We start from the raw sequence: 17,669 nt of genomic DNA, 5'->3' as shown, positions 1-17,669 counted from the left end.
GTTTATGGTAAACCGATCTATAGGTGATTGATAAGACTGCAAAATGGTTTGGAAAATTTACCTAAGAATCCGTATAATACGGTTTACAGATAAATATTTCGTATATAGGTATTGAATTATTTTAAGTTAGTTTAAGGCATAAAACTTTAGCATAGCAAAGCTATGCTAAAGTTTTATAACGCAAAAATAGCTATGAAAGAAACAATAAATATGCGAAATATTTATTTGTAAATCGTATAGCTCTATTTAATAAATCGATTTCCGGCGTAGATGACTCAAAAAACTAGGTAGAGATAAGGATGTGTTTTTTTATAGAAGGTTAGAATAAAAATAGAATCCAAAAAGCGCTTAGCTGATAAGTGTTTTTTCTATACAATCTATTTAAAATATCCTTTTAGAAATGCGAGGGGATAAAAAACAAGTCTTTATAGTTCCAATATTTTAATTTGGTTTCTATGTAATTGAATTTTTGTTTTTCTCTCTAGTGATTTTAAAAGCCGTGAAATTACAACTCTAGAGGTATGCAGGTCATTGGCAATTTGTTGATGAGTGACGCTTATAATGTCGTTGTGGTTTACTAAAGCTTTGTCTTTTAGGTATTTTAACAAGCGTTGATCCATGTTTAAAAAAGCGATTGTATCAACGGCTTCAATAAATTCTTCTAGTCTATTATGATAACTTTGTAATATAAATTCTTGCCAAGATTTATATTTACTAAGCCAATCTCCCATCTTTTCTTTTGGAATCATAAGCAGTTCAACATCATTTTCAGTGACTGCACGTATTTTACTTTTGGTTTTTCCCATGCAACAAGAAAGTGTTACGGCGCAGGTGTCTCCTTGTTCTAAATAATATAAAACTAATTCATCACCGTTTTCATCTTCTCTTAAAATTTTAATGGCCCCTACCAAAAGCAAAGGAATTGAAACAATATAACTGTTAGTGTCAATAATTGTGGTATTTGCTTTGAATTTCTTGTAGATCGCTATACTATTGATTTCATTTAACAAGGCATCTTCAAATAAATAACCGTAATTTTTTTGTAATTCTTCTATCAAGTGTAATAGGTGTTTTTGTAAAAATACTAAATTTCACGAATAAATATGCTGTTATGTTAAGAGACTTCTTTCTTAAGTTTGATTTGTGAAAAAAAAGGAGAAAAATAGATAGTTTTTGTTTATGCTATACTATCGGATATTAATTTAACGACTATGATTGTTATGGCAAATATTGGTTATAGGTAAACACAAGCATGACTGCAAGGAAATGATTGAGTGCTTTTGCCTAAGTTTCGGTATACATATCTAATAATCTAACAGCGGTAAACAATAGATGATCGTTACAGCTGTTAGAATATGTATGATGAAGTTAAACTAGTTAACTATATTCTTAAGGTTTACAATTGTTTCCGTTGGGTTGTCACTTTTAAAGACAAAACTACCAGCAACCAAAACATCCGCACCAGCTTCAATTAGGGTATTCGCATTTTTATCGGTTACTCCACCATCAATTTCTATTAAAGTTGAAGCATTGTTAAATGCAATAAGGTTTTTCAATTGACTAACCTTTTTATACGTATTTTCAATAAAAGATTGCCCACCAAACCCTGGGTTTACACTCATAACGCACACCAAGTCTAGGTCGATAATTATATCTTCTAAAACAGCTATAGGTGTGTGAGGGTTTAAAGCAACTCCAGCTTTCATTCCCGCAGCTTTAATGGCTTGAACAGTTCGATGTAAATGAGTACAGGCTTCATAGTGTACTGTTAAGATATCCGCTCCTAAATCAGCAAAAGTCTGTATGTATGTATCTGGATTTACAATCATTAGATGTACATCAATAGTCTTTTTTGCATGCTGCGTTATTGATTTTAATACAGGCATTCCAAAAGAAATATTTGGAACAAAAACTCCATCCATAATATCAATATGAAACCAATCTGCTTTACTTTGATTAATCATTTCAATATCGCGTTGAAGATTCCCGAAATCAGCAGCTAAAACTGAAGGAGCAATAAGCTTTTCCATTAAATAATAAATTGTTATGTTGTTAATTTGGTGCAAATATAGTCAAATCTTTAGGAGCGGGTCTTTCAAAAACAGAAAACCCTCGAGATCTCGAGGGTTTTCTGTTTTTGAATCAAAAAGCAAACAACTATGCTTTTTGATTTGTTTTTGTGTTTATTTCGAAATACTTATCCTAAATAAGTCATTAATATTTTACTACGTGACGTGTGTTTTAATCGTCTAATCGCCTTCTCTTTGATTTGACGAACGCGTTCACGTGTTAAATCAAATGTTTCTCCTATTTCTTCTAAAGTCATCGGTTGATGTTCACCAAGACCAAAATACAACTTAACTACATCGGCTTCACGAGGAGTTAATGTTTCGAGTGCACGATTAATTTCAATACGCAATGATTCGTGTAATAATGTTTTATCTGGGTTTGGAGATTCACCTGAGTTTAATACATCGTATAAGTTAGAGTCTTCTCCTTCAATTAACGGGGCGTCCATAGAGACGTGACGACCTGAGTTTTTCATAGATTCTTTTACGTCGTTAACCGTCATGTCGAGTTTTTTAGCAATCTCTTCGGCACTTGGTGGGCGCTCGTTTTCTTGCTCTAAAAAAGCGTACATTTTGTTGATCTTATTAATAGACCCAATCTTATTTAAAGGTAAACGAACGATACGAGATTGTTCTGCTAATGCTTGTAAAATTGATTGACGAATCCACCAAACGGCATACGATATGAATTTAAATCCACGAGTTTCATCAAAACGTTTAGCAGCTTTAATTAAACCTAAGTTCCCTTCGTTGATTAAATCAGGAAGCGTTAACCCTTGATTTTGGTATTGTTTAGCAACAGATACTACAAAACGCAAGTTTGCTTTAGTTAGTTTTTCTAAAGCTCTTTGGTCACCTGCTTTGATTCGTTGTGCTAATTCTACTTCTTCATCAGCAGTAATTAAATCTACCTTTCCTATTTCTTGCAGATATTTATCTAATGAGGCAGTTTCTCTATTGGTAACCTGCTTTGTAATTTTAAGTTGTCTCATGTAATAAAAACTATTTTTTATGTTTATCAATTACCCCTCCACTTAATTATACGTAGCATTCTGTAATAATGTTACAAAAAAGATTTATTTTTTTCAATAGGGGCATTTGCCAATTAAAGTTTCGCTAAATTTGGTTTAGGTGTATTGCCTTAGTGACTTATATGAAAATAATGTGTCTTATTTAGTAGGAACCTAAGATAAACAATAACCGAACTTAGCCTTTTGAAGAGTATTGATGTTACAAAACGGAGTGACGAAGAACTGGTCAGAGAAATAGTAGAAAAAAATGATACTCATTTATTTGCTGTTTTATATGACCGTTACGCAGGCGTTGTGTATAATAAATGTTATGGTTTTTCCAAGAGTAAGGAAGAAGCACAGGATTTAACACACGATGTTTTTATTCGTTTGTTTGTAAAATTGCGTACCTTTAAGGAAAGATCTAAATTTTCCACTTGGCTATACTCTTTTACATATAATTTTTGTGTCAACTATGTACAACGAAACAGTGCAAAAAAGAAAGAAAAGGTTACTATCGTAACGGATCAAATTAAAGAAGATGATAGTAATTTAGATGAAATAGATGATGCTGCATTATTCGAGTTAAAGTCAGACAAGTTAGCGAAAGTACTTGAAATGATCCTACCTTCGGAAAAAATGGTCTTATTAATGAAGTATCAAGATGATATGAGCATTAAAGAAATTTCGGAGATGTTAGATATTGGAGAGAGCGCTGTTAAAATGCGTTTGAAACGGGCTAAAGCAAAAGTCGTAAAAACGTATAATGAGTTGTAATTATTATGGATAACCCATTTAAAAAAATACTACATAATGAGGAGTTGCCTGAGATACTGAAAGAAAAAGTACTCAATGATGTGGCAATGATAAAGCTTTCTATTGATATGGCTGATCTATTTGTGGTAAAATATCCTAATACAATAGCTGATTTACTTGGTGGAGGAGGAGCTCCTCCAGAAGAAGACAAAAATAAAGAGGGAGATAAAAAGAAAAAAGATTAATTGAAGCAGTAATATAATTTATAGCTAAACTTTTATACCATTATGATTTTTGTGAAAATAGAGATACTAGAGCCGTTTAAGAAAATATTTGATGACCTTATACAATCATTGCCTACGGTAGCTGGGTTTATTGGTTTTGTAATAGCTTCTTGGTTAGGAATAAAGTTGTTTTTGTATTTAGTTAGAAAAGCACTGGCAAAAACAAAGATCGATGAATGGTCAAAAAAATTGAGTAACACCGAAATATTTGGTAATACCACAATTAATATCGTTTTAACAAAGGTGATTTTAGCCGTCTTGAAATGGTTTTTGATTTTTATCTTTGTTATGGTTGGAGCAGAAATGTTTGGACTCGATGGCGTATCTAGTGGAATTAAGAGTTTCTTTGCATACCTGCCAAAACTACTAACAGCTCTGGGTATTTTCGTAGCAGGAGCTTATTTAGGAACGGTGGTGAAAAAAGCGATTCAATCCATGTTTAAATCCCTTGAAATATCTGGAGGTAATTTAGTAGGGAATATTGCCTTTTACTTGATAGTGTTGTTTCTTTCAATAACTGCCCTTGATCAGGCTGGAGTGGATACTTCTATTATTAAAAGTAATTTAACCTTAGTAATAGCTTCTATTTTATTAGCTTTTACCATTGCTTTTGGATTGGGAGCCAGAGATGCTGTTGAAAGATTGCTCTTTGGGTATTACTCTCGGAAAAACATCGGTATTGGTGAAAGGGTTGAGGTTGATGGTGTAGAAGGCGTTGTAGTAGCAATAGATAATATTTGTTTAACCATTAGTACATCCGAAGGAAAAGTAATTGTGCCTATTAAGGATGTGGTTAACAGTAAAATAGTTTTTAAAAAATAGTAGACTGTAAAAAAAATATTTTTATCTTTGTCGTATAAACTATTGTTTTAGAGAATGATTAATGATAGATTTCGGGGGACTTCTATCTAGATAGTGAAGTTAATCTTTACATTATAAAGGCTGTTTTTTAACAGCCTTTATTTTTTGTCACTGTACTTGCTTGTAGATTAGGTGTTTGATCAGTCCCCAAAAACAGATTTTTGGTGTTTATGAAAAGAAATATCGATTCTTAGATAAAGTTATACACCCTTTTCCTTACAGTGATCCTTATATTTTATGGTATCAATAATAATAGAGAAAATCTAAGTTAGAGTAGTTTAACCTATAGATCGGTTTTACCCGAAAAAAATATTGTCGGCAAATTAACATTGGAATGGTATAGACAATTAAAAAGGAATATATCTTTACAATATAAATGTCAAATTTCTAAGCGTTATACCAGTAATTGTTTTATTACAGTAAATTCATTTTCCTTTTGTAGAAAAATTATTCGAAAGATAGGTGTAAGAAAAAGCCTCTTGTTCCTAAAAAGTCTATAGGGTCTGTCCACTGGCTAGGGTTTGAATTATCAGGTGTTAATTCATTATTGATAGCAAAAACACCACGAATGGAAGGAGAAAATTTAAAATACGTTAAATACACATCAATTCCGATCCCTATTTCGTACATGAAATTACTTGTGGTGGTTCTAAATTTTCCGCCAAAATTATCATCATTATGATTTTCATTACTAGAGAAATTATAATCATATGACACACCGCCGAGTACATATGGTCTGATATTATTTATTCTATTTGTGCTGACTTTTAAAATAAAAGGCAAATGAAGAAATGTAGCTCCTACCTCTCTTGTTCTTATAACTTCATTAGAATCGTTAATATGGTTAAAAACTAGTGTTTTTGTGTTAGACATTAGTCCAGGCTCAAAGCGTAAATTTAAATTGTTATGCAGTTTTAAATCTGCGATTAAACCAACATTAAAGCCAATAGATGGGGTTACCTGAACATCTGGATTGTCAATGAAACTTGGTGTATAAGAAACTTTATACCCGTTGTTGTTTAGCCCTAAATAAAAACCATAATGAAACAAGGGTTTGTCAAAGCTAGGAAGGTTTAATACCTTTTCTGATTGCCCGAAAGAAACTATAGAGCTACTTAATAGTACAACGTACAGTAAAATTTTTTTAACCATATTTATTTATAAGCTGTGTAAATTGATGCAACTCCAAAGGTCACAGGTAAATTCTTTGCATTCTTAAACCCATTTTTTTGTAAAATATTGTTGAAAGCTTTGCCAAAAGGGAAAGAATTTGCACTTTCTGATAAGTAAGAATAAGCTACTTTGTCTTTGGAGAACAGTTTTCCGATTATGGGAAGAATAACATTTGTATAGAATACATAGCCTTGTTTAAAAGGAAATTTAGTTGGGTTTGATGTTTCTAAAACAACAAATTTACCTTTAGGCTTTAACACACGAAATATTTCAGCTAAACCTTTATCTAAGTTTTCAAAATTACGTACACCAAAGGAAACAGTAATAGCATCGAAGCTATTGTCATCAAATGGTATGTTTTCACTATCTCCAACAATCATCTCAATTTTATCAGAAAGATTAGCCTTTGCTATCTTTTGTTTTCCCACGGAAAGCATGCCTTCGGAAATATCTAAACCAACGATTCGTTCTGGGTTTAGTTTAGCCATCATTAGAGCTAGATCACCAGTTCCTGTGGCAATGTCAAGTATATGTTTTGGATTGTTTTCGCTTACTAGTTCAATAACTTTTTTTCTCCAACTAACGTCTATACCTAAAGAAATAACGCGGTTTAGTCCGTCGTAATCTTTGGAGATATTATCAAACATTTGAGCTACTTGCTCTTTTTTTCCTAATTCGGAATTTTTATACGGCTTTACTTGTTCTGACATAAAAATGGAAGTTTTACTTTGAATATATTATGGTTACCCGTTAATGGCCACTACTTCATTAACCTGATTAGGTAACATCTCTTTTAGCATGGTTTCAATTCCATTTTTTAAAGTTATTGTAGAAGAGGGGCATCCACTGCAAGCTCCTTGTAATATAACACTTACTTTTTTTGAATTTTCGTCATAAGCCTGAAAGGCAATGTTTCCGCCATCTGAGGCAACAGCTGGTTTGATATATTCATCTAAAATTGCAACAATTTTAGCTTCAGTATCTGATAAGTTTTCTTTGGGGATTTCCGTGTTTTGCTCAGTTTGTTGTTTTGGAAGCTCTTCTATGATCATTTTACCTTCTTGAAGATATGAACGAATAAATGTTCTGATCTCTTGGTATACTTCATTCCAGTCTATCATATCGTATTTGGTGATAGAGATATAATTTTCAGAAATAAAGATTTCTTTTACAAAAGGGAAGTTAAATAGAGCTAGAGCTAAAGGAGAAGATTTGCTGGCTTCTTCTATATTTTTGAACTCTACATCTGTTTGCGTTAATGCTTTGTTAGTTCCGAACTTCATGACAGCCGGATTGGGTGTAACTTCAGCGTAAACTTCGATAGGGTCTTTTTTAGTGATTTCCTCCGTTACAACTGAATTCCCTTCTTGAAGGTATTTTTCAATCTGCTCTTTAATTTCATCGGCAACATCGTCCCAGTTTACAATATCATACCTTTGTATGGCAATAAAATTAGCTGTAATAAAAACTTTTTTAACAAAAGGAAGATAGAAAAGTTGTTGTGCTAAAGATGAGTTTATAGCCTCATCAATATTATTAAATTCATAGCTTCCACCGTTAATTAAAATTGTATTACTTACAAATTTAATAATAGTTTCATTGCTGGTTTCTTGTATGTTTATTTTTATTGAATCCATGTCATTTAAATGAAATGCAAAATTACGTTAAAAAACTGAGAAATATAACAACAAATAGCCTTGTGGTTTTGCAAGGCTATTTGTTGTTATGTTGTTGTTAATTAGGTTATAAGTTAATGGTGAGTGTTGCGGAAACTCTGGTTGTACTATTATTTAAACTAATATCTCCTAGATTATAGAGTGTTTGAAATTCTTGGTTCTCGAATTTTCTGTATGATAAGTCCATTTTAATATTACCAAAATTATAACCCAAACCTGTAGAAAACCCTTGGATATTATCTTCGTTGGAGCTTCCTCCTAATGATGCTAGTAAATTTGGGTTTTTCTCATAATGATAACCTCCTCTTAAACTCATTCGATCAAAGCGCCATTCAGTGCCTATGTTTACGCTATGCGTTCCTCTGTATTGAGAAGAAAAATTTTGATTTGTTTCTATGAAAGCGGTATTGTTTTCTCTGTATTTAATATTGGGGTAATCTTTATACGTATAATCAACGCTTATTAGGCCTTGTTTTCCAAATATATAAGCCCCACTTGCCGTTATTTTACTGTGTGTTTTGAAGCCGTAGACATACAATTCATTAATTAGGTCTGTTCCGCCAATTATACCCAGTTCAGGAACATCGGATAAAGTTAATTCATCAATGTAATCTTCAGAAATTTCTTCGTACCATGTTGGAGTTTCATAGGCCAAACCAAAACGAATATTCTGATTTAACTTATATATGAAGCCTAAGCTTAAAGAGAGGCCATTACCTTGAATATAAGAGTCAATGACGTTTCTAGCGTCTAAGATGTTTCCATCGATATCATCATTTTTTTCATTTAATAGCGTTATTCTGTTATAATTTAAATTATGAAAATTTAAGGAACCTCCTACGAATAATTTATTCTGATGAACTGCAGAAAAACCTATATTAAACACACTTGATTGCCCAATACTTTCAGTAGAGAGTTTTTGCTCTATAGAACCATCAAATTTAGTTTTTGGGTCGGTGTCATTAAAATGTTCATCATTGTATAAAAAACCGCTATTGCCCTTAACAGCATAAAAAGAATTATAATCACTTTTTATTTTGTAATTGAAGGTAAAAGCAAAACGATTCCATTCAGAGTTATAGGCCGTGTCAAAGGTTAAAATAGCACCTGCTTGAGATAGATTAAAGTACTCGTTTTGAGAACCCGATGAGTTTCCGTAATACAGTGCCGAGTAGTCGGTGTTTCTGTTGTTTAGAGTTATAGAAGCGCTACTTATTTTAGACACAGCACTTCCCGCAGGGTTTATGCTAAATGCAGAAATATCACCTCCTAGTGCACCAAAGGCTCCACTCAAAGCTTCGTATCTAGCTGTTCCGTAATTGTCGTCTTTTGAGAATAAAATACCTAAGTCATTATAATCTAACGATTGAGAAAAGGCACTAAAAGATATAGCTAGCATAAATGCTAATGTTAAAATTCTTTTCATGATTTTGTGGTATTGTAGTTTTTGTAATACTTATCTGTTACTTTGATTTCTTGAGCTTCTAGAAGAGGTGCTTCTACTTGATGAATTTCTACTAGATGAGCTTCTACTAGATGAACTTCTGCTTGGGGAATAACTTCTCGAAGAGTTATTAGTTCTAGACGGAGCATAGCTACTTCTACTTGAGCTTTTTGACTTAGTAGATGGGGTATAGCTTCTTTTCGAGGAACTACTTCGGCTTCGAACCTTACTACTTTGGGTATTTCTAGATGATTTATGTCCTCCTGTATTGTAGTTTCTTGTACTTTTCGTTTTTCTTACAGATCTCGTTGGTTTGTGTCCTCCTGTATTGTAGTTTCTTGTGCTTTTCGTTTTTCTTACAGATCTCGTTGGTTTGTGCCCTCCTGTATTGTAGTTTCTTGTGCTTTTCGTTTTTCTTATAGACCTCGTTGGTTTGTGTCCTCCTGTATTGTAATTTCTGGTGGTTCGGGTACTTCTCGTGTATTTTCTGGGGGTTCTTCTGTAAACATTAGAGCGTCTTGAGCTAACAGATCTATTAGCATAATACCTTCTTGAAGTGTTTGCTCTATATGGGTTTGCTCTTCTATGTGTTCTATAATAAGGTCCGTAGTAGGCTTGTCCATAATATGGCGGGCAGTTGTAAAAGTTATTGTAGCCCCATCCCCAAAAGTGGTTTCTATATCTGTAAGGATTACGCCACCAAGGATTATACCCGTAATTCCACCAACTACCACCGTAGTTATAATAATTGTTCCATCCCCAGTTCCAGTCCCAATAGTCAACGCCCCAACTTGGATACGTATTAATATTGATAACAACATCGCTCTCATGGCCCCAAGGCTGGTTTGGGTTGTAAGTGATATTTGTTTCAGGTTCCTCTTCATCAAAAACTTCTTCTTCATCCTCAAATTCGATGGTATCAGATCTGTAATTCTCAATATCAGTGAAAACATCTGTGCCATTTAAAACACCTAAACGTTCAACTTCTTTTGTGAAGTAATTCTCTTGATCATCATTTTGTTCTTCTTGATTAGGAGTAATAACTTTACGTTCTTGAGTTGCTATAGGTTCATCATCATAAATTCCATCTTCACTACCAGCAACGGTTTGCATTGTTCCGCAGGAAACAAATAAAGTAACTGCTGATAACAATAAAATAAAAAAATGAAATTTAGATTTAGTGTAATTGAGCTTCATGATGAATGTATTTATGTTAGGATGATTAAAATTCTATGCTATTGTTTTGCAAAAAACTATTTTTTGTTGGGCTTATTGCCTTTTTAATGTAGTTTTGCACATACAATTTACGCATAAAAAATAACAATTTTTGTGCCAAACTTTTTATTATGGGCAAACATTTAACAAAAAGAGCAGAAGATTACTCCAAATGGTATAATGAATTGGTTGTTAAAGCTGATTTAGCGGAGACTTCAGCAGTAAGAGGCTGTATGGTGATAAAACCTTACGGATTTGCAATTTGGGAAAAAATGCAAGCAGAGTTAGATAGAATGTTTAAAGAAACAGGACATCAGAACGCGTATTTCCCCCTTTTTGTACCTAAAAGCTTGTTTGAAGCAGAAGAGAAAAATGCAGAAGGTTTCGCAAAAGAATGTGCCGTAGTAACTCACTATCGCTTACAGAGTGATCCTGATAACAAAGGAAAGTTACGAGTAGATCCTGATGCCAAACTAGAAGAAGAGCTTGTGGTTCGTCCAACTTCAGAAGCAATTATATGGAGTACATATAAAAAGTGGATCCAATCTCACCGAGACTTACCTTTGTTGATTAACCAATGGGCTAATGTGGTGCGTTGGGAGATGCGTACTCGTTTGTTTTTACGAACGGCAGAGTTCTTATGGCAAGAAGGGCATACGGCGCATGCAACCAAAGAAGAAGCAGTTGTTGAAGCGAAACAAATGCAAGAGGTTTATGCAACTTTTGCCGAAGATTTTATGGCGATGCCTGTTGTAAGGGGAGCGAAATCAGAAAGTGAGCGTTTCGCAGGGGCAGATGCTACCTATACGATAGAGGCTTTAATGCAAGACGGTAAAGCATTACAAGCAGGAACGTCGCATTTTTTAGGACAGAATTTTGCAAAAGCATTTGATGTAAAATACACTTCTAAAGAGGGGAAACAAGAATATGTATGGGCAACATCATGGGGAGTATCTACTCGCTTGATTGGAGGGTTAATAATGACACACTCTGATGACGCTGGTTTAGTATTACCGCCAAAATTAGCTCCTATTCAGGTGGTAATTGTTCCAATTTACAAAGGAGAAGACCAGTTAAAGGTCATTTCTGAGAAAGTTGATGAATTTGTTAAAGCGTTTAAAGCAAATGGTATTTCTGTAAAGTTTGACGATAGAGATACGATGCGACCTGGTGCAAAGTTTGCAGAGTATGAGTTAAAAGGCGTTCCAGTAAGAATAGCGTTAGGGAATAGAGATATGGAGAATGGAACGGTTGAGGTTGCGCGAAGAGATACCTTCGAAAAATATACTGTAGAGCAAAGTAATATGGTAGCGCATGTTATAGAGCTATTAGATAAAATTCAAGAATCTTTATATACAAAAGCTTTAGATTATAGAGATACCAATATTACAGAAGTAAATTCATTTGATGAGTTTAAAGAAATTATAGAAAATAAAGGTGGTTTTGTTGCTGCGCATTGGGATGGAACGGCAGAAACAGAAGATAAAATTAAAGAACTGACAAAGGCCACTATACGATGTATACCAAATGATGTAGAAGATGAAGCCGGAGTTTGTGTTTATTCTGGTAAACCATCTGCAAGACGAGTTTTATTTGCGAAAGCGTATTAAAAAAAACGAAAAAGTTTTGGTGTAAATAAAAAGAGTTTTTATATTTGCACCCGCAATCACAAAAAAAGGTTGTTTTGGTCCGTTCGTCTAGGGGTTAGGACGCCAGGTTTTCATCCTGGTAACACGGGTTCGATTCCCGTACGGACTACAACGTTTTTAATGCGTCTGGTAAATTTACTAGATATTTTTTATCAAAGTTTAGATAAGAAAAAGTTAAAAACAATTGCGAGTATAAAAAAGAATTGTATATTTGCATCCGCAATCGAAAAGGTTGTTTTGGTCCGTTCGTCTAGGGGTTAGGACGCCAGGTTTTCATCCTGGTAACACGGGTTCGATTCCCGTACGGACTACAAAGTTTTTTATAAACATTTAACGAATTTAGGTAAAATGGCAAATCATAAGTCAGCATTAAAGAGAATAAGAAGTAACGAGTCAAAGCGTTTAAGAAATAAGTATCAGCATAAAACTACACGTAATGCTGTTAGAAAATTAAGAGCTAGTACAGATAAGAAAGAAGCTGAAGGAATGTATTCAACAGTTGTTTCTATGTTAGATAAGTTAGCAAAAAACAACATTATTCATAAAAATAAAGCAGCTAATTTAAAGTCAAAGTTGGCAAAACATGTTGCTGCTTTATAAAAGTTTTAAGGTTAGTTAATAGTTAAAAGGTACTTCGGAAGAAGTACCTTTTTGTTTTAAATACTAATATTAAACGGTTCAAGAACAATTGTTGTGGCTTAGGCAAAAATTTGTGTTAGCCTGAACAGGAAAAATTCGGATCATTCTCAAATGTTGTTGTTACGCAAAAAAATTGCGTTAATCTGAATAGGAAGAATTCTACATTTCTCACTCCTCTAAACTGTGCTCTAAAGGCTTTTATTTTTGCATTAAAAGATTCTGCTGATGCGTTTGTGCTTCGATTGTCAAAATCATTGAGTATTGATTGATAATTTAAACTTATAGAGTTTGCTACTATATTGAAGGCTTTAAATGGGATCATTCTGGATCAAGAACAATTCTTGTGGTCTACGCAAAAATTGGTGTTAATCTAAAGAGAAGATTGATTGATCATAACTTTATCTAAGCAGAAGTAAGTCCCTGTTCTTACCAATCATAGGCCTTATGAGCGTCTAAGCGAATAAAGATAAAAAGTAAAAGGGTAAAGCCCCAGAGAGAAGATCCTCCATAGCTAAAAAATGGTAATGGTATTCCAATGGTAGGAAGCAACCCTATTACCATACCAATATTTACAAGGACATGAAAGAATAGGATAGAGGCTATCCCGTAGCCGTAAATCCTTCCAAATTTGTTGGTGTGTGTTTCAGCTAAATAGATGATTCTATAAAGCATGAGCATAAATAAAAGAATCACACAAGAACTTCCTAAGAAGCCCCATTCTTCACTTACTGTACTAAATATATAATCAGTGTCTTGCTCAGGAACAAAGTTTCCCTGAGTTCTATCTCCTTCAAGAAAACCTTTACCTGTTAATCCTCCTGAACTTATGGTGAGTTCTGATTGGTATATATTATAACCAATACCTCTATTGTCTGTTATTTTTCCTAAAAGAATATCGAACCTGTCTTTTTGGTGTTGTTCAAGGATATTATTGTAGGTATACCCAATTCCAATTATAAAGATACTTGTAAAGACATACAAACTCAGAACCTTCAAAAGATTAAACCTTAAGAAGCGTTTGTTTTTATAAACTGCATAAAGTGTATATAATGTAATTAGTAATAAACTAGAAAGTAACACCCATTTTACCCCAAGGTGAATGGTTAATAAAAACAAAATTATCGACAGTGCTCCTAGTATAAAGTAAACTAAAGTTAGGCCTTCTCTATTGAGAACAAAAAAGAAAGCAAAATAAATCAGTACAGACCCCATATCTGGTTGTAAAGCAATTAGAACTGCCGGCGTGAATATGACAATAAAGGCTTTTAATTGATTTTTAACCAGTTTTAAGTTATACTGTCTGTCACTCATTAGTTTCGCTAATGCTAGCGCTGTAAACGCTTTTGCAAATTCAGATGGTTGTAAACTCATACCACCAAAACTATACCAGGAGGTTGCTCCGTTTATTTTCTTACCAAAAATTAACACTCCTGCCAAAATAACCATTGAAATAAGGTATAATAAGCTAGAGAATTTTTCGTAAAACTTAGCATTGAAAAATAACACAAAGATTATAATAGGAAAGCTAAGTACGATCCATATAATTTGTTTCCCGTATCTAGTAGAGAAGTCAAAAGTTTCACGAGTAATTTCTGTTGATGAGGCAGCATAAATATTCAACCATCCAAAAATTACTAATACTACATAGAGTAAAATTAATATCCAGTCAATACCAGCAAATATGTTATTCTGTTCTTGGCGCAATGGTGTCTTTTTTAGGGATTAATTTATCATAAACACTTCCAAGGCTAAGATTGATCATTCTATTTTCAATATGTTTGCGTGAAACATTGCCTGTTAGATGTTTTTCTATTAATAAACTTGTAATAGGAGCGGCAATTGCAGATCCATACCCACCATTTTCTATGTATACGGCTAAAGCAATCTTTGGATTTTCTTTTGGGGCAAAAGCGACTAAAATAGAATGATCTGGTAACTGCACTTTTTCGCCGTCTACTCTTATAAAATTTTCGGCGGTACCTGTTTTACCACAAATATCTATACCTTTTATTCGGCTTGCTTTTGCCGTACCTTTTGTAAATACTTCGTGCATGGCTTCAATTACAACCGGAAAATGTTTAGAGCTTATGGTTGTGTGTTTTTTATTGGTGTATGTGGTGTCAGATATACGTTTGTTGTTTATCTTTCTAACGATATGTGGTCTGTAGAAATATCCCTTATTTGCGATGGCAGCAGTCATGTTTGCCAATTGAATTGGAGTAACTTCCACTTCTCCTTGGCCGATAGCATTAGAAATTGTTGTGGTGGCACCCCATTTATGTTTATACCATTTGTTGTAATAGGTAGAATCAGGAATTCGTCCTTTTTGACCAGTTGGTAAGTCATAGCCTAGATAATTGCCTAGCCCAAAGCTTTTTGCGTGCCTACTCCAGTTGTTTAAGCCTATTTTTGAGTTTTCAGCATTGTCAATTATTTTTCTATAGGTCGTTGCAAAGTAACTATTACACGATCTAGAAATAGCTGTTTTTAATCGAATTGGAAAGCCTACAATGCCGCAGTGACATCTCATAAATTCATTTTTTCGTTTTCCGTACCTATAACCATGGGAACAACGCACTGAAAACTGTTCATCGATAACCCCTTCTTCTAAACCGATTAATCCATTAATTATTTTAAATGGAGATCCTGGAGCATACATAGCTTGTAGACCTCGGTCAAACGTTGGCATATTAATGGAGTCGTGAAATAATCGTATAGAATTTGGAGAGCGTTTTCTTCCTACTAAGAGATTAGGGTCATAGGAAGGAGCCGTTATAAGGGCAAGAATTTCTCCATTTTTGGGGTCTAAAGCGACGATTCCACCTCTTTTTCCTTTCATTAAAAGTTCACCATATTGTTGCAAATCAATATCTATGGTCAAGGTTAAGTCTTTTCCCGCGACAGCTAAGGTGTCGTACTCTCCATTTTTATAAGAACCAGTTACTCTGTTGAGGTTGTTTCGTTTAAAATGTTTTTTTCCTTTAACACCCCTTAGCACATTTTCATATTGTTTTTCAATGCCAAGTTTTCCAATTAACTCTCCTTGTTCGTAGTAGTCACTGTTTTTAGCAATTTGCTCGTTAACTTCACTAATAAAACCTAAAACGTTTGCGGCTGACTTTAAAGGATAGTTTCGTATAATACGTTTTTGTATGTAGAAGCCCTTAAATTTTTGTAGTTTTTCTTGAAGGTAGGCAAAATCTTCTTTGGCTAGTTGTTTCAGGAATACTGAGGGTAACCAGCTAGCATATTTTTTGGCTTTATGAAATCGAATTAAGAAATTTTCTTTAGAAATTTTTAAAAGAGAACAAAATTGAAGTGTATCGAACGGTTGTACATCCTTCGGTATTACCATTACATCATAAGAAAGCTGATTAGCTACTAAAAGGTTGTTATTTCGATCATACACATAGCCTCTTTCAGGGTAGTCGTATTCAATTTTAACTGTCGAGCTTAATATCGGGTTTCGTTTGTTGACGTGAAGTACTTGTAATTGAAAGAGTCTACTAATGTAAACAAGTCCAACCACGGTAATTAGAAATAGTAATAAAATACTACGTTTCATGACAGTCTTTTTCTAAAAATAAATTTACCTAAAAAATAGAGTACCAATGTAAAGATACTTGATAATAATGTATTGATGATTACGTTTGAAAAATTGTAAAAACTAAAGTTAATAAAGCTATATAATATAAAGTGGTGAATAATTGTTAAAATTGCTACATAGTTGAAAACTTTGTCGAAAGTCTCTAATTTTAGATCGAATAACAGGTATTCTGATTCTGTTTTCTTAAAAATCATTCTAACTAGAAATAAACGAAGGTAGGTGATAAATAGTGTAGCAAAAGCATGTATGCCTCCTGAGTTGGAAAAAATATCAATAGACAACCCTAATAAGAAGCTAATGGTTAAAGTTGACATTCGCTTCTGATTTAACGGAAGTATAAAAATATAAGCAATATATAAATAAGGATTTAAATACCCGAACAAAAGAATTTTGTTAAGCACCAAAACTTGTAGTAAAATAAAAAATATAAATAAAAATATGGGGTATAGTGCTTTATTCATTTTGATTTTCTAGAGCTTTTATTTCGGTTTTATGAAAGTTTGTAATAATATATACACCCCCTAAATCACTCATGTCATTAAATAATTGAATATCAATTGTGTTCAGCGCCGATATTTTTTTTGGAATATTTTTTATGGTACCGATAAGAATTCCTTCAGGAAAGATTGCTGATTTCCCCCCAGTGATAATGGTATCTCCAATTTTATAACTTGCTTGTCTTGGGATGTCTGTTAGTTGAACGGTGTTGTAATCTTTTCCATTCCATTCAAGCGTTCCAAAATAATGGCTGTTTTTAAAACGTGCGTTAGTTTTGCTGTTTTTATTAAGGATAGATTGAACTCTGGCGTATTTTTCACCAACATGCTCTGTTATACCAATAATTCCTTTGCTATTTACGACGGCCATTTCAGAAGAAACATTATTTGTTTTTCCTCTATTTATGGTGAGAAAGTTGTAAGGAGCGGCATAGTTATTGTCAATAATCTTTCCGTTTATGTAAAGATATTTTTGATTTAATTTTGTAGAATCAATAACCGTGTTCACCTTCACGGTATCCACTAATGAGTATAATTTTTCAAGCTTATTTTTTAGTAGTGTGTTTTCTTCTAAAAGAACTTGGTTTTTATCTTTTAAACTAACATATTCTTTTATGTCATTTACTTTGGTTAGAATATTGCCAGAAAAATAGTTCGTAGAGCTGATGAATTTACTTTTATGGAAAGAGTGATTGTTTATAATTAATGCAACAGCCGTTACTTCTAGGAATAAAAAATATAAGAAATATTTATACTTTCGTAGGAAATAGATAAGCTGTTGCATAAATA

General features: G+C 33.3%; 18 protein-coding genes and 2 tRNA genes. 7 read left to right on the top strand and 13 right to left on the bottom strand.

Annotated elements, in window-relative coordinates; genetic code table 11:
- Nucleotides 1–425 precede the first annotated feature (425 nt).
- From AC2TDS_RS09285 to AC2TDS_RS09275, 3 genes are all read right to left on the bottom strand, one after another.
- The gene (locus tag AC2TDS_RS09285; protein WP_484738809.1) at nucleotides 426–1,058 is read right to left on the bottom strand and encodes a Crp/Fnr family transcriptional regulator; all 633 of its coding nucleotides are present in this window, start codon (nucleotides 1,056–1,058) and stop codon (nucleotides 426–428) included.
- A 315-nt stretch (nucleotides 1,059–1,373) separates the two neighbouring features.
- Entirely contained in the window at nucleotides 1,374–2,030 is a 657-nt protein-coding gene (gene rpe / locus AC2TDS_RS09280; protein WP_484738808.1) for a ribulose-phosphate 3-epimerase, read from the bottom strand.
- Nucleotides 2,031–2,197: 167 nt separating this feature from the next.
- Nucleotides 2,198–3,061, bottom strand: a complete 864-nt coding sequence (locus AC2TDS_RS09275) for a sigma-70 family RNA polymerase sigma factor (protein ID WP_028891227.1) — start codon at nucleotides 3,059–3,061, stop codon at nucleotides 2,198–2,200.
- A 222-nt stretch (nucleotides 3,062–3,283) separates the two neighbouring features.
- Here AC2TDS_RS09275 and AC2TDS_RS09270 point away from each other — a divergent pair, with 222 nt between their 5' ends.
- From AC2TDS_RS09270 to AC2TDS_RS09260, 3 genes are read left to right on the top strand one after another with little or no spacing between them, the layout of a single operon-like run.
- Nucleotides 3,284–3,856 carry an RNA polymerase sigma factor gene (locus AC2TDS_RS09270; protein ID WP_484738807.1) on the top strand — a complete coding sequence of 191 codons (573 nt, stop codon included), beginning with the start codon at nucleotides 3,284–3,286 and terminating at the stop codon, nucleotides 3,854–3,856.
- 5 nt (nucleotides 3,857–3,861) lie between these two features.
- On the top strand, nucleotides 3,862–4,080 hold the full coding sequence (locus AC2TDS_RS09265) for a hypothetical protein (protein WP_484738806.1): 219 nt from the start codon (nucleotides 3,862–3,864) through the stop codon (nucleotides 4,078–4,080).
- A gap of 42 nt (nucleotides 4,081–4,122) precedes the next feature.
- Nucleotides 4,123–4,941 (top strand): mechanosensitive ion channel family protein, encoded by an 819-nt coding sequence (locus AC2TDS_RS09260; protein ID WP_484738805.1) that lies wholly within the window; start codon nucleotides 4,123–4,125, stop codon nucleotides 4,939–4,941.
- A 486-nt stretch (nucleotides 4,942–5,427) separates the two neighbouring features.
- Here the strand turns inward: AC2TDS_RS09260 and porT are convergent, their stop codons facing one another.
- The 5 genes from porT to AC2TDS_RS09235 form a co-directional block, all read right to left on the bottom strand.
- Nucleotides 5,428–6,132 carry a type IX secretion/gliding motility protein PorT/SprT gene (gene porT, locus AC2TDS_RS09255; RefSeq protein ID WP_484738804.1) on the bottom strand — a complete coding sequence of 235 codons (705 nt, stop codon included), beginning with the start codon at nucleotides 6,130–6,132 and terminating at the stop codon, nucleotides 5,428–5,430.
- 2 nt (nucleotides 6,133–6,134) lie between these two features.
- Nucleotides 6,135–6,863, bottom strand: a complete 729-nt coding sequence (gene ubiE, locus AC2TDS_RS09250; protein WP_484738803.1) for a bifunctional demethylmenaquinone methyltransferase/2-methoxy-6-polyprenyl-1,4-benzoquinol methylase UbiE — start codon at nucleotides 6,861–6,863, stop codon at nucleotides 6,135–6,137.
- 33 nt (nucleotides 6,864–6,896) lie between these two features.
- Nucleotides 6,897–7,790, bottom strand: coding sequence for a NifU family protein (locus AC2TDS_RS09245; protein ID WP_484738802.1), 894 nt, complete (start codon nucleotides 7,788–7,790; stop codon nucleotides 6,897–6,899).
- Between the two features lie 106 nt (nucleotides 7,791–7,896).
- A complete protein-coding gene (locus AC2TDS_RS09240) occupies nucleotides 7,897–9,255 on the bottom strand; it encodes an OmpP1/FadL family transporter (RefSeq protein ID WP_484738801.1) in 1,359 nt (452 codons plus the stop codon).
- Between the two features lie 30 nt (nucleotides 9,256–9,285).
- The gene (locus AC2TDS_RS09235) at nucleotides 9,286–10,470 is read right to left on the bottom strand and encodes a hypothetical protein (protein ID WP_484738800.1); all 1,185 of its coding nucleotides are present in this window, start codon (nucleotides 10,468–10,470) and stop codon (nucleotides 9,286–9,288) included.
- A 149-nt stretch (nucleotides 10,471–10,619) separates the two neighbouring features.
- Between AC2TDS_RS09235 and proS the strand changes: the two genes are divergently transcribed.
- From proS to rpsT, 4 genes are all read left to right on the top strand, one after another.
- Nucleotides 10,620–12,098, top strand: coding sequence for a proline--tRNA ligase (proS, locus tag AC2TDS_RS09230; RefSeq protein ID WP_484738799.1), 1,479 nt, complete (start codon nucleotides 10,620–10,622; stop codon nucleotides 12,096–12,098).
- A gap of 76 nt (nucleotides 12,099–12,174) precedes the next feature.
- A tRNA-Glu gene (locus AC2TDS_RS09225) sits at nucleotides 12,175–12,246 on the top strand.
- A gap of 130 nt (nucleotides 12,247–12,376) precedes the next feature.
- Nucleotides 12,377–12,448, top strand: a tRNA-Glu gene (locus AC2TDS_RS09220).
- Between the two features lie 37 nt (nucleotides 12,449–12,485).
- Nucleotides 12,486–12,737 (top strand): 30S ribosomal protein S20, encoded by a 252-nt coding sequence (gene rpsT / locus AC2TDS_RS09215; protein WP_484738798.1) that lies wholly within the window; start codon nucleotides 12,486–12,488, stop codon nucleotides 12,735–12,737.
- A gap of 115 nt (nucleotides 12,738–12,852) precedes the next feature.
- On the opposite strand, the gene AC2TDS_RS09210 is transcribed toward rpsT, so the two are convergent.
- The 5 genes from AC2TDS_RS09210 to mreC form a co-directional block, all read right to left on the bottom strand.
- Nucleotides 12,853–13,098, bottom strand: coding sequence for a transposase (locus AC2TDS_RS09210; protein WP_484738797.1), 246 nt, complete (start codon nucleotides 13,096–13,098; stop codon nucleotides 12,853–12,855).
- A 104-nt stretch (nucleotides 13,099–13,202) separates the two neighbouring features.
- Nucleotides 13,203–14,480 (bottom strand): rod shape-determining protein RodA, encoded by a 1,278-nt coding sequence (gene rodA, locus AC2TDS_RS09205; RefSeq protein WP_484738796.1) that lies wholly within the window; start codon nucleotides 14,478–14,480, stop codon nucleotides 13,203–13,205.
- A complete protein-coding gene (mrdA, locus tag AC2TDS_RS09200) occupies nucleotides 14,461–16,341 on the bottom strand; it encodes a penicillin-binding protein 2 (RefSeq protein WP_484738795.1) in 1,881 nt (626 codons plus the stop codon). The genes rodA and mrdA overlap by 20 nt, the downstream gene beginning before the upstream one ends.
- A complete protein-coding gene (mreD, locus tag AC2TDS_RS09195; RefSeq protein WP_484738794.1) occupies nucleotides 16,338–16,844 on the bottom strand; it encodes a rod shape-determining protein MreD in 507 nt (168 codons plus the stop codon). Before mreD ends, mrdA begins: the two co-directional genes overlap by 4 nt.
- On the bottom strand, nucleotides 16,837–17,664 hold the full coding sequence (mreC, locus tag AC2TDS_RS09190) for a rod shape-determining protein MreC (RefSeq protein WP_484738793.1): 828 nt from the start codon (nucleotides 17,662–17,664) through the stop codon (nucleotides 16,837–16,839). Before mreC ends, mreD begins: the two co-directional genes overlap by 8 nt.
- Nucleotides 17,665–17,669: the final 5 nt, after the last annotated feature.

It is taken from the genome of Tenacibaculum profundicola (assembly GCF_057220795.1).
Note: the sequence above shows the minus strand (reverse complement) of the source record. Positions and strands in the feature narration are given on the sequence as shown.

What these genes read in the sequence shown, in the direction of transcription:
- rpe (WP_484738808.1), bottom strand. Translation starts at nt 2,030, where the DNA reads ATGGAAAAGCTTATTGCTCCTTCAGTTTTAGCTGCTGATTTCGGGAAT.
- AC2TDS_RS09275 (WP_028891227.1), bottom strand. Translation starts at nt 3,061, where the DNA reads ATGAGACAACTTAAAATTACAAAGCAGGTTACCAATAGAGAAACTGCC.
- AC2TDS_RS09265 (WP_484738806.1), top strand. Translation starts at nt 3,862, where the DNA reads ATGGATAACCCATTTAAAAAAATACTACATAATGAGGAGTTGCCTGAG.
- AC2TDS_RS09260 (WP_484738805.1), top strand. Translation starts at nt 4,123, where the DNA reads ATGATTTTTGTGAAAATAGAGATACTAGAGCCGTTTAAGAAAATATTT.
- porT (WP_484738804.1), bottom strand. Translation starts at nt 6,132, where the DNA reads ATGGTTAAAAAAATTTTACTGTACGTTGTACTATTAAGTAGCTCTATA.
- ubiE (WP_484738803.1), bottom strand. Translation starts at nt 6,863, where the DNA reads ATGTCAGAACAAGTAAAGCCGTATAAAAATTCCGAATTAGGAAAAAAA.
- AC2TDS_RS09245 (WP_484738802.1), bottom strand. Translation starts at nt 7,790, where the DNA reads ATGGATTCAATAAAAATAAACATACAAGAAACCAGCAATGAAACTATT.
- AC2TDS_RS09240 (WP_484738801.1), bottom strand. Translation starts at nt 9,255, where the DNA reads ATGAAAAGAATTTTAACATTAGCATTTATGCTAGCTATATCTTTTAGT.
- AC2TDS_RS09235 (WP_484738800.1), bottom strand. Translation starts at nt 10,470, where the DNA reads ATGAAGCTCAATTACACTAAATCTAAATTTCATTTTTTTATTTTATTG.
- proS (WP_484738799.1), top strand. Translation starts at nt 10,620, where the DNA reads ATGGGCAAACATTTAACAAAAAGAGCAGAAGATTACTCCAAATGGTAT.
- rpsT (WP_484738798.1), top strand. Translation starts at nt 12,486, where the DNA reads ATGGCAAATCATAAGTCAGCATTAAAGAGAATAAGAAGTAACGAGTCA.
- AC2TDS_RS09210 (WP_484738797.1), bottom strand. Translation starts at nt 13,098, where the DNA reads ATGATCCCATTTAAAGCCTTCAATATAGTAGCAAACTCTATAAGTTTA.
- mrdA (WP_484738795.1), bottom strand. Translation starts at nt 16,341, where the DNA reads ATGAAACGTAGTATTTTATTACTATTTCTAATTACCGTGGTTGGACTT.
- mreD (WP_484738794.1), bottom strand. Translation starts at nt 16,844, where the DNA reads ATGAATAAAGCACTATACCCCATATTTTTATTTATATTTTTTATTTTA.
- mreC (WP_484738793.1), bottom strand. Translation starts at nt 17,664, where the DNA reads ATGCAACAGCTTATCTATTTCCTACGAAAGTATAAATATTTCTTATAT.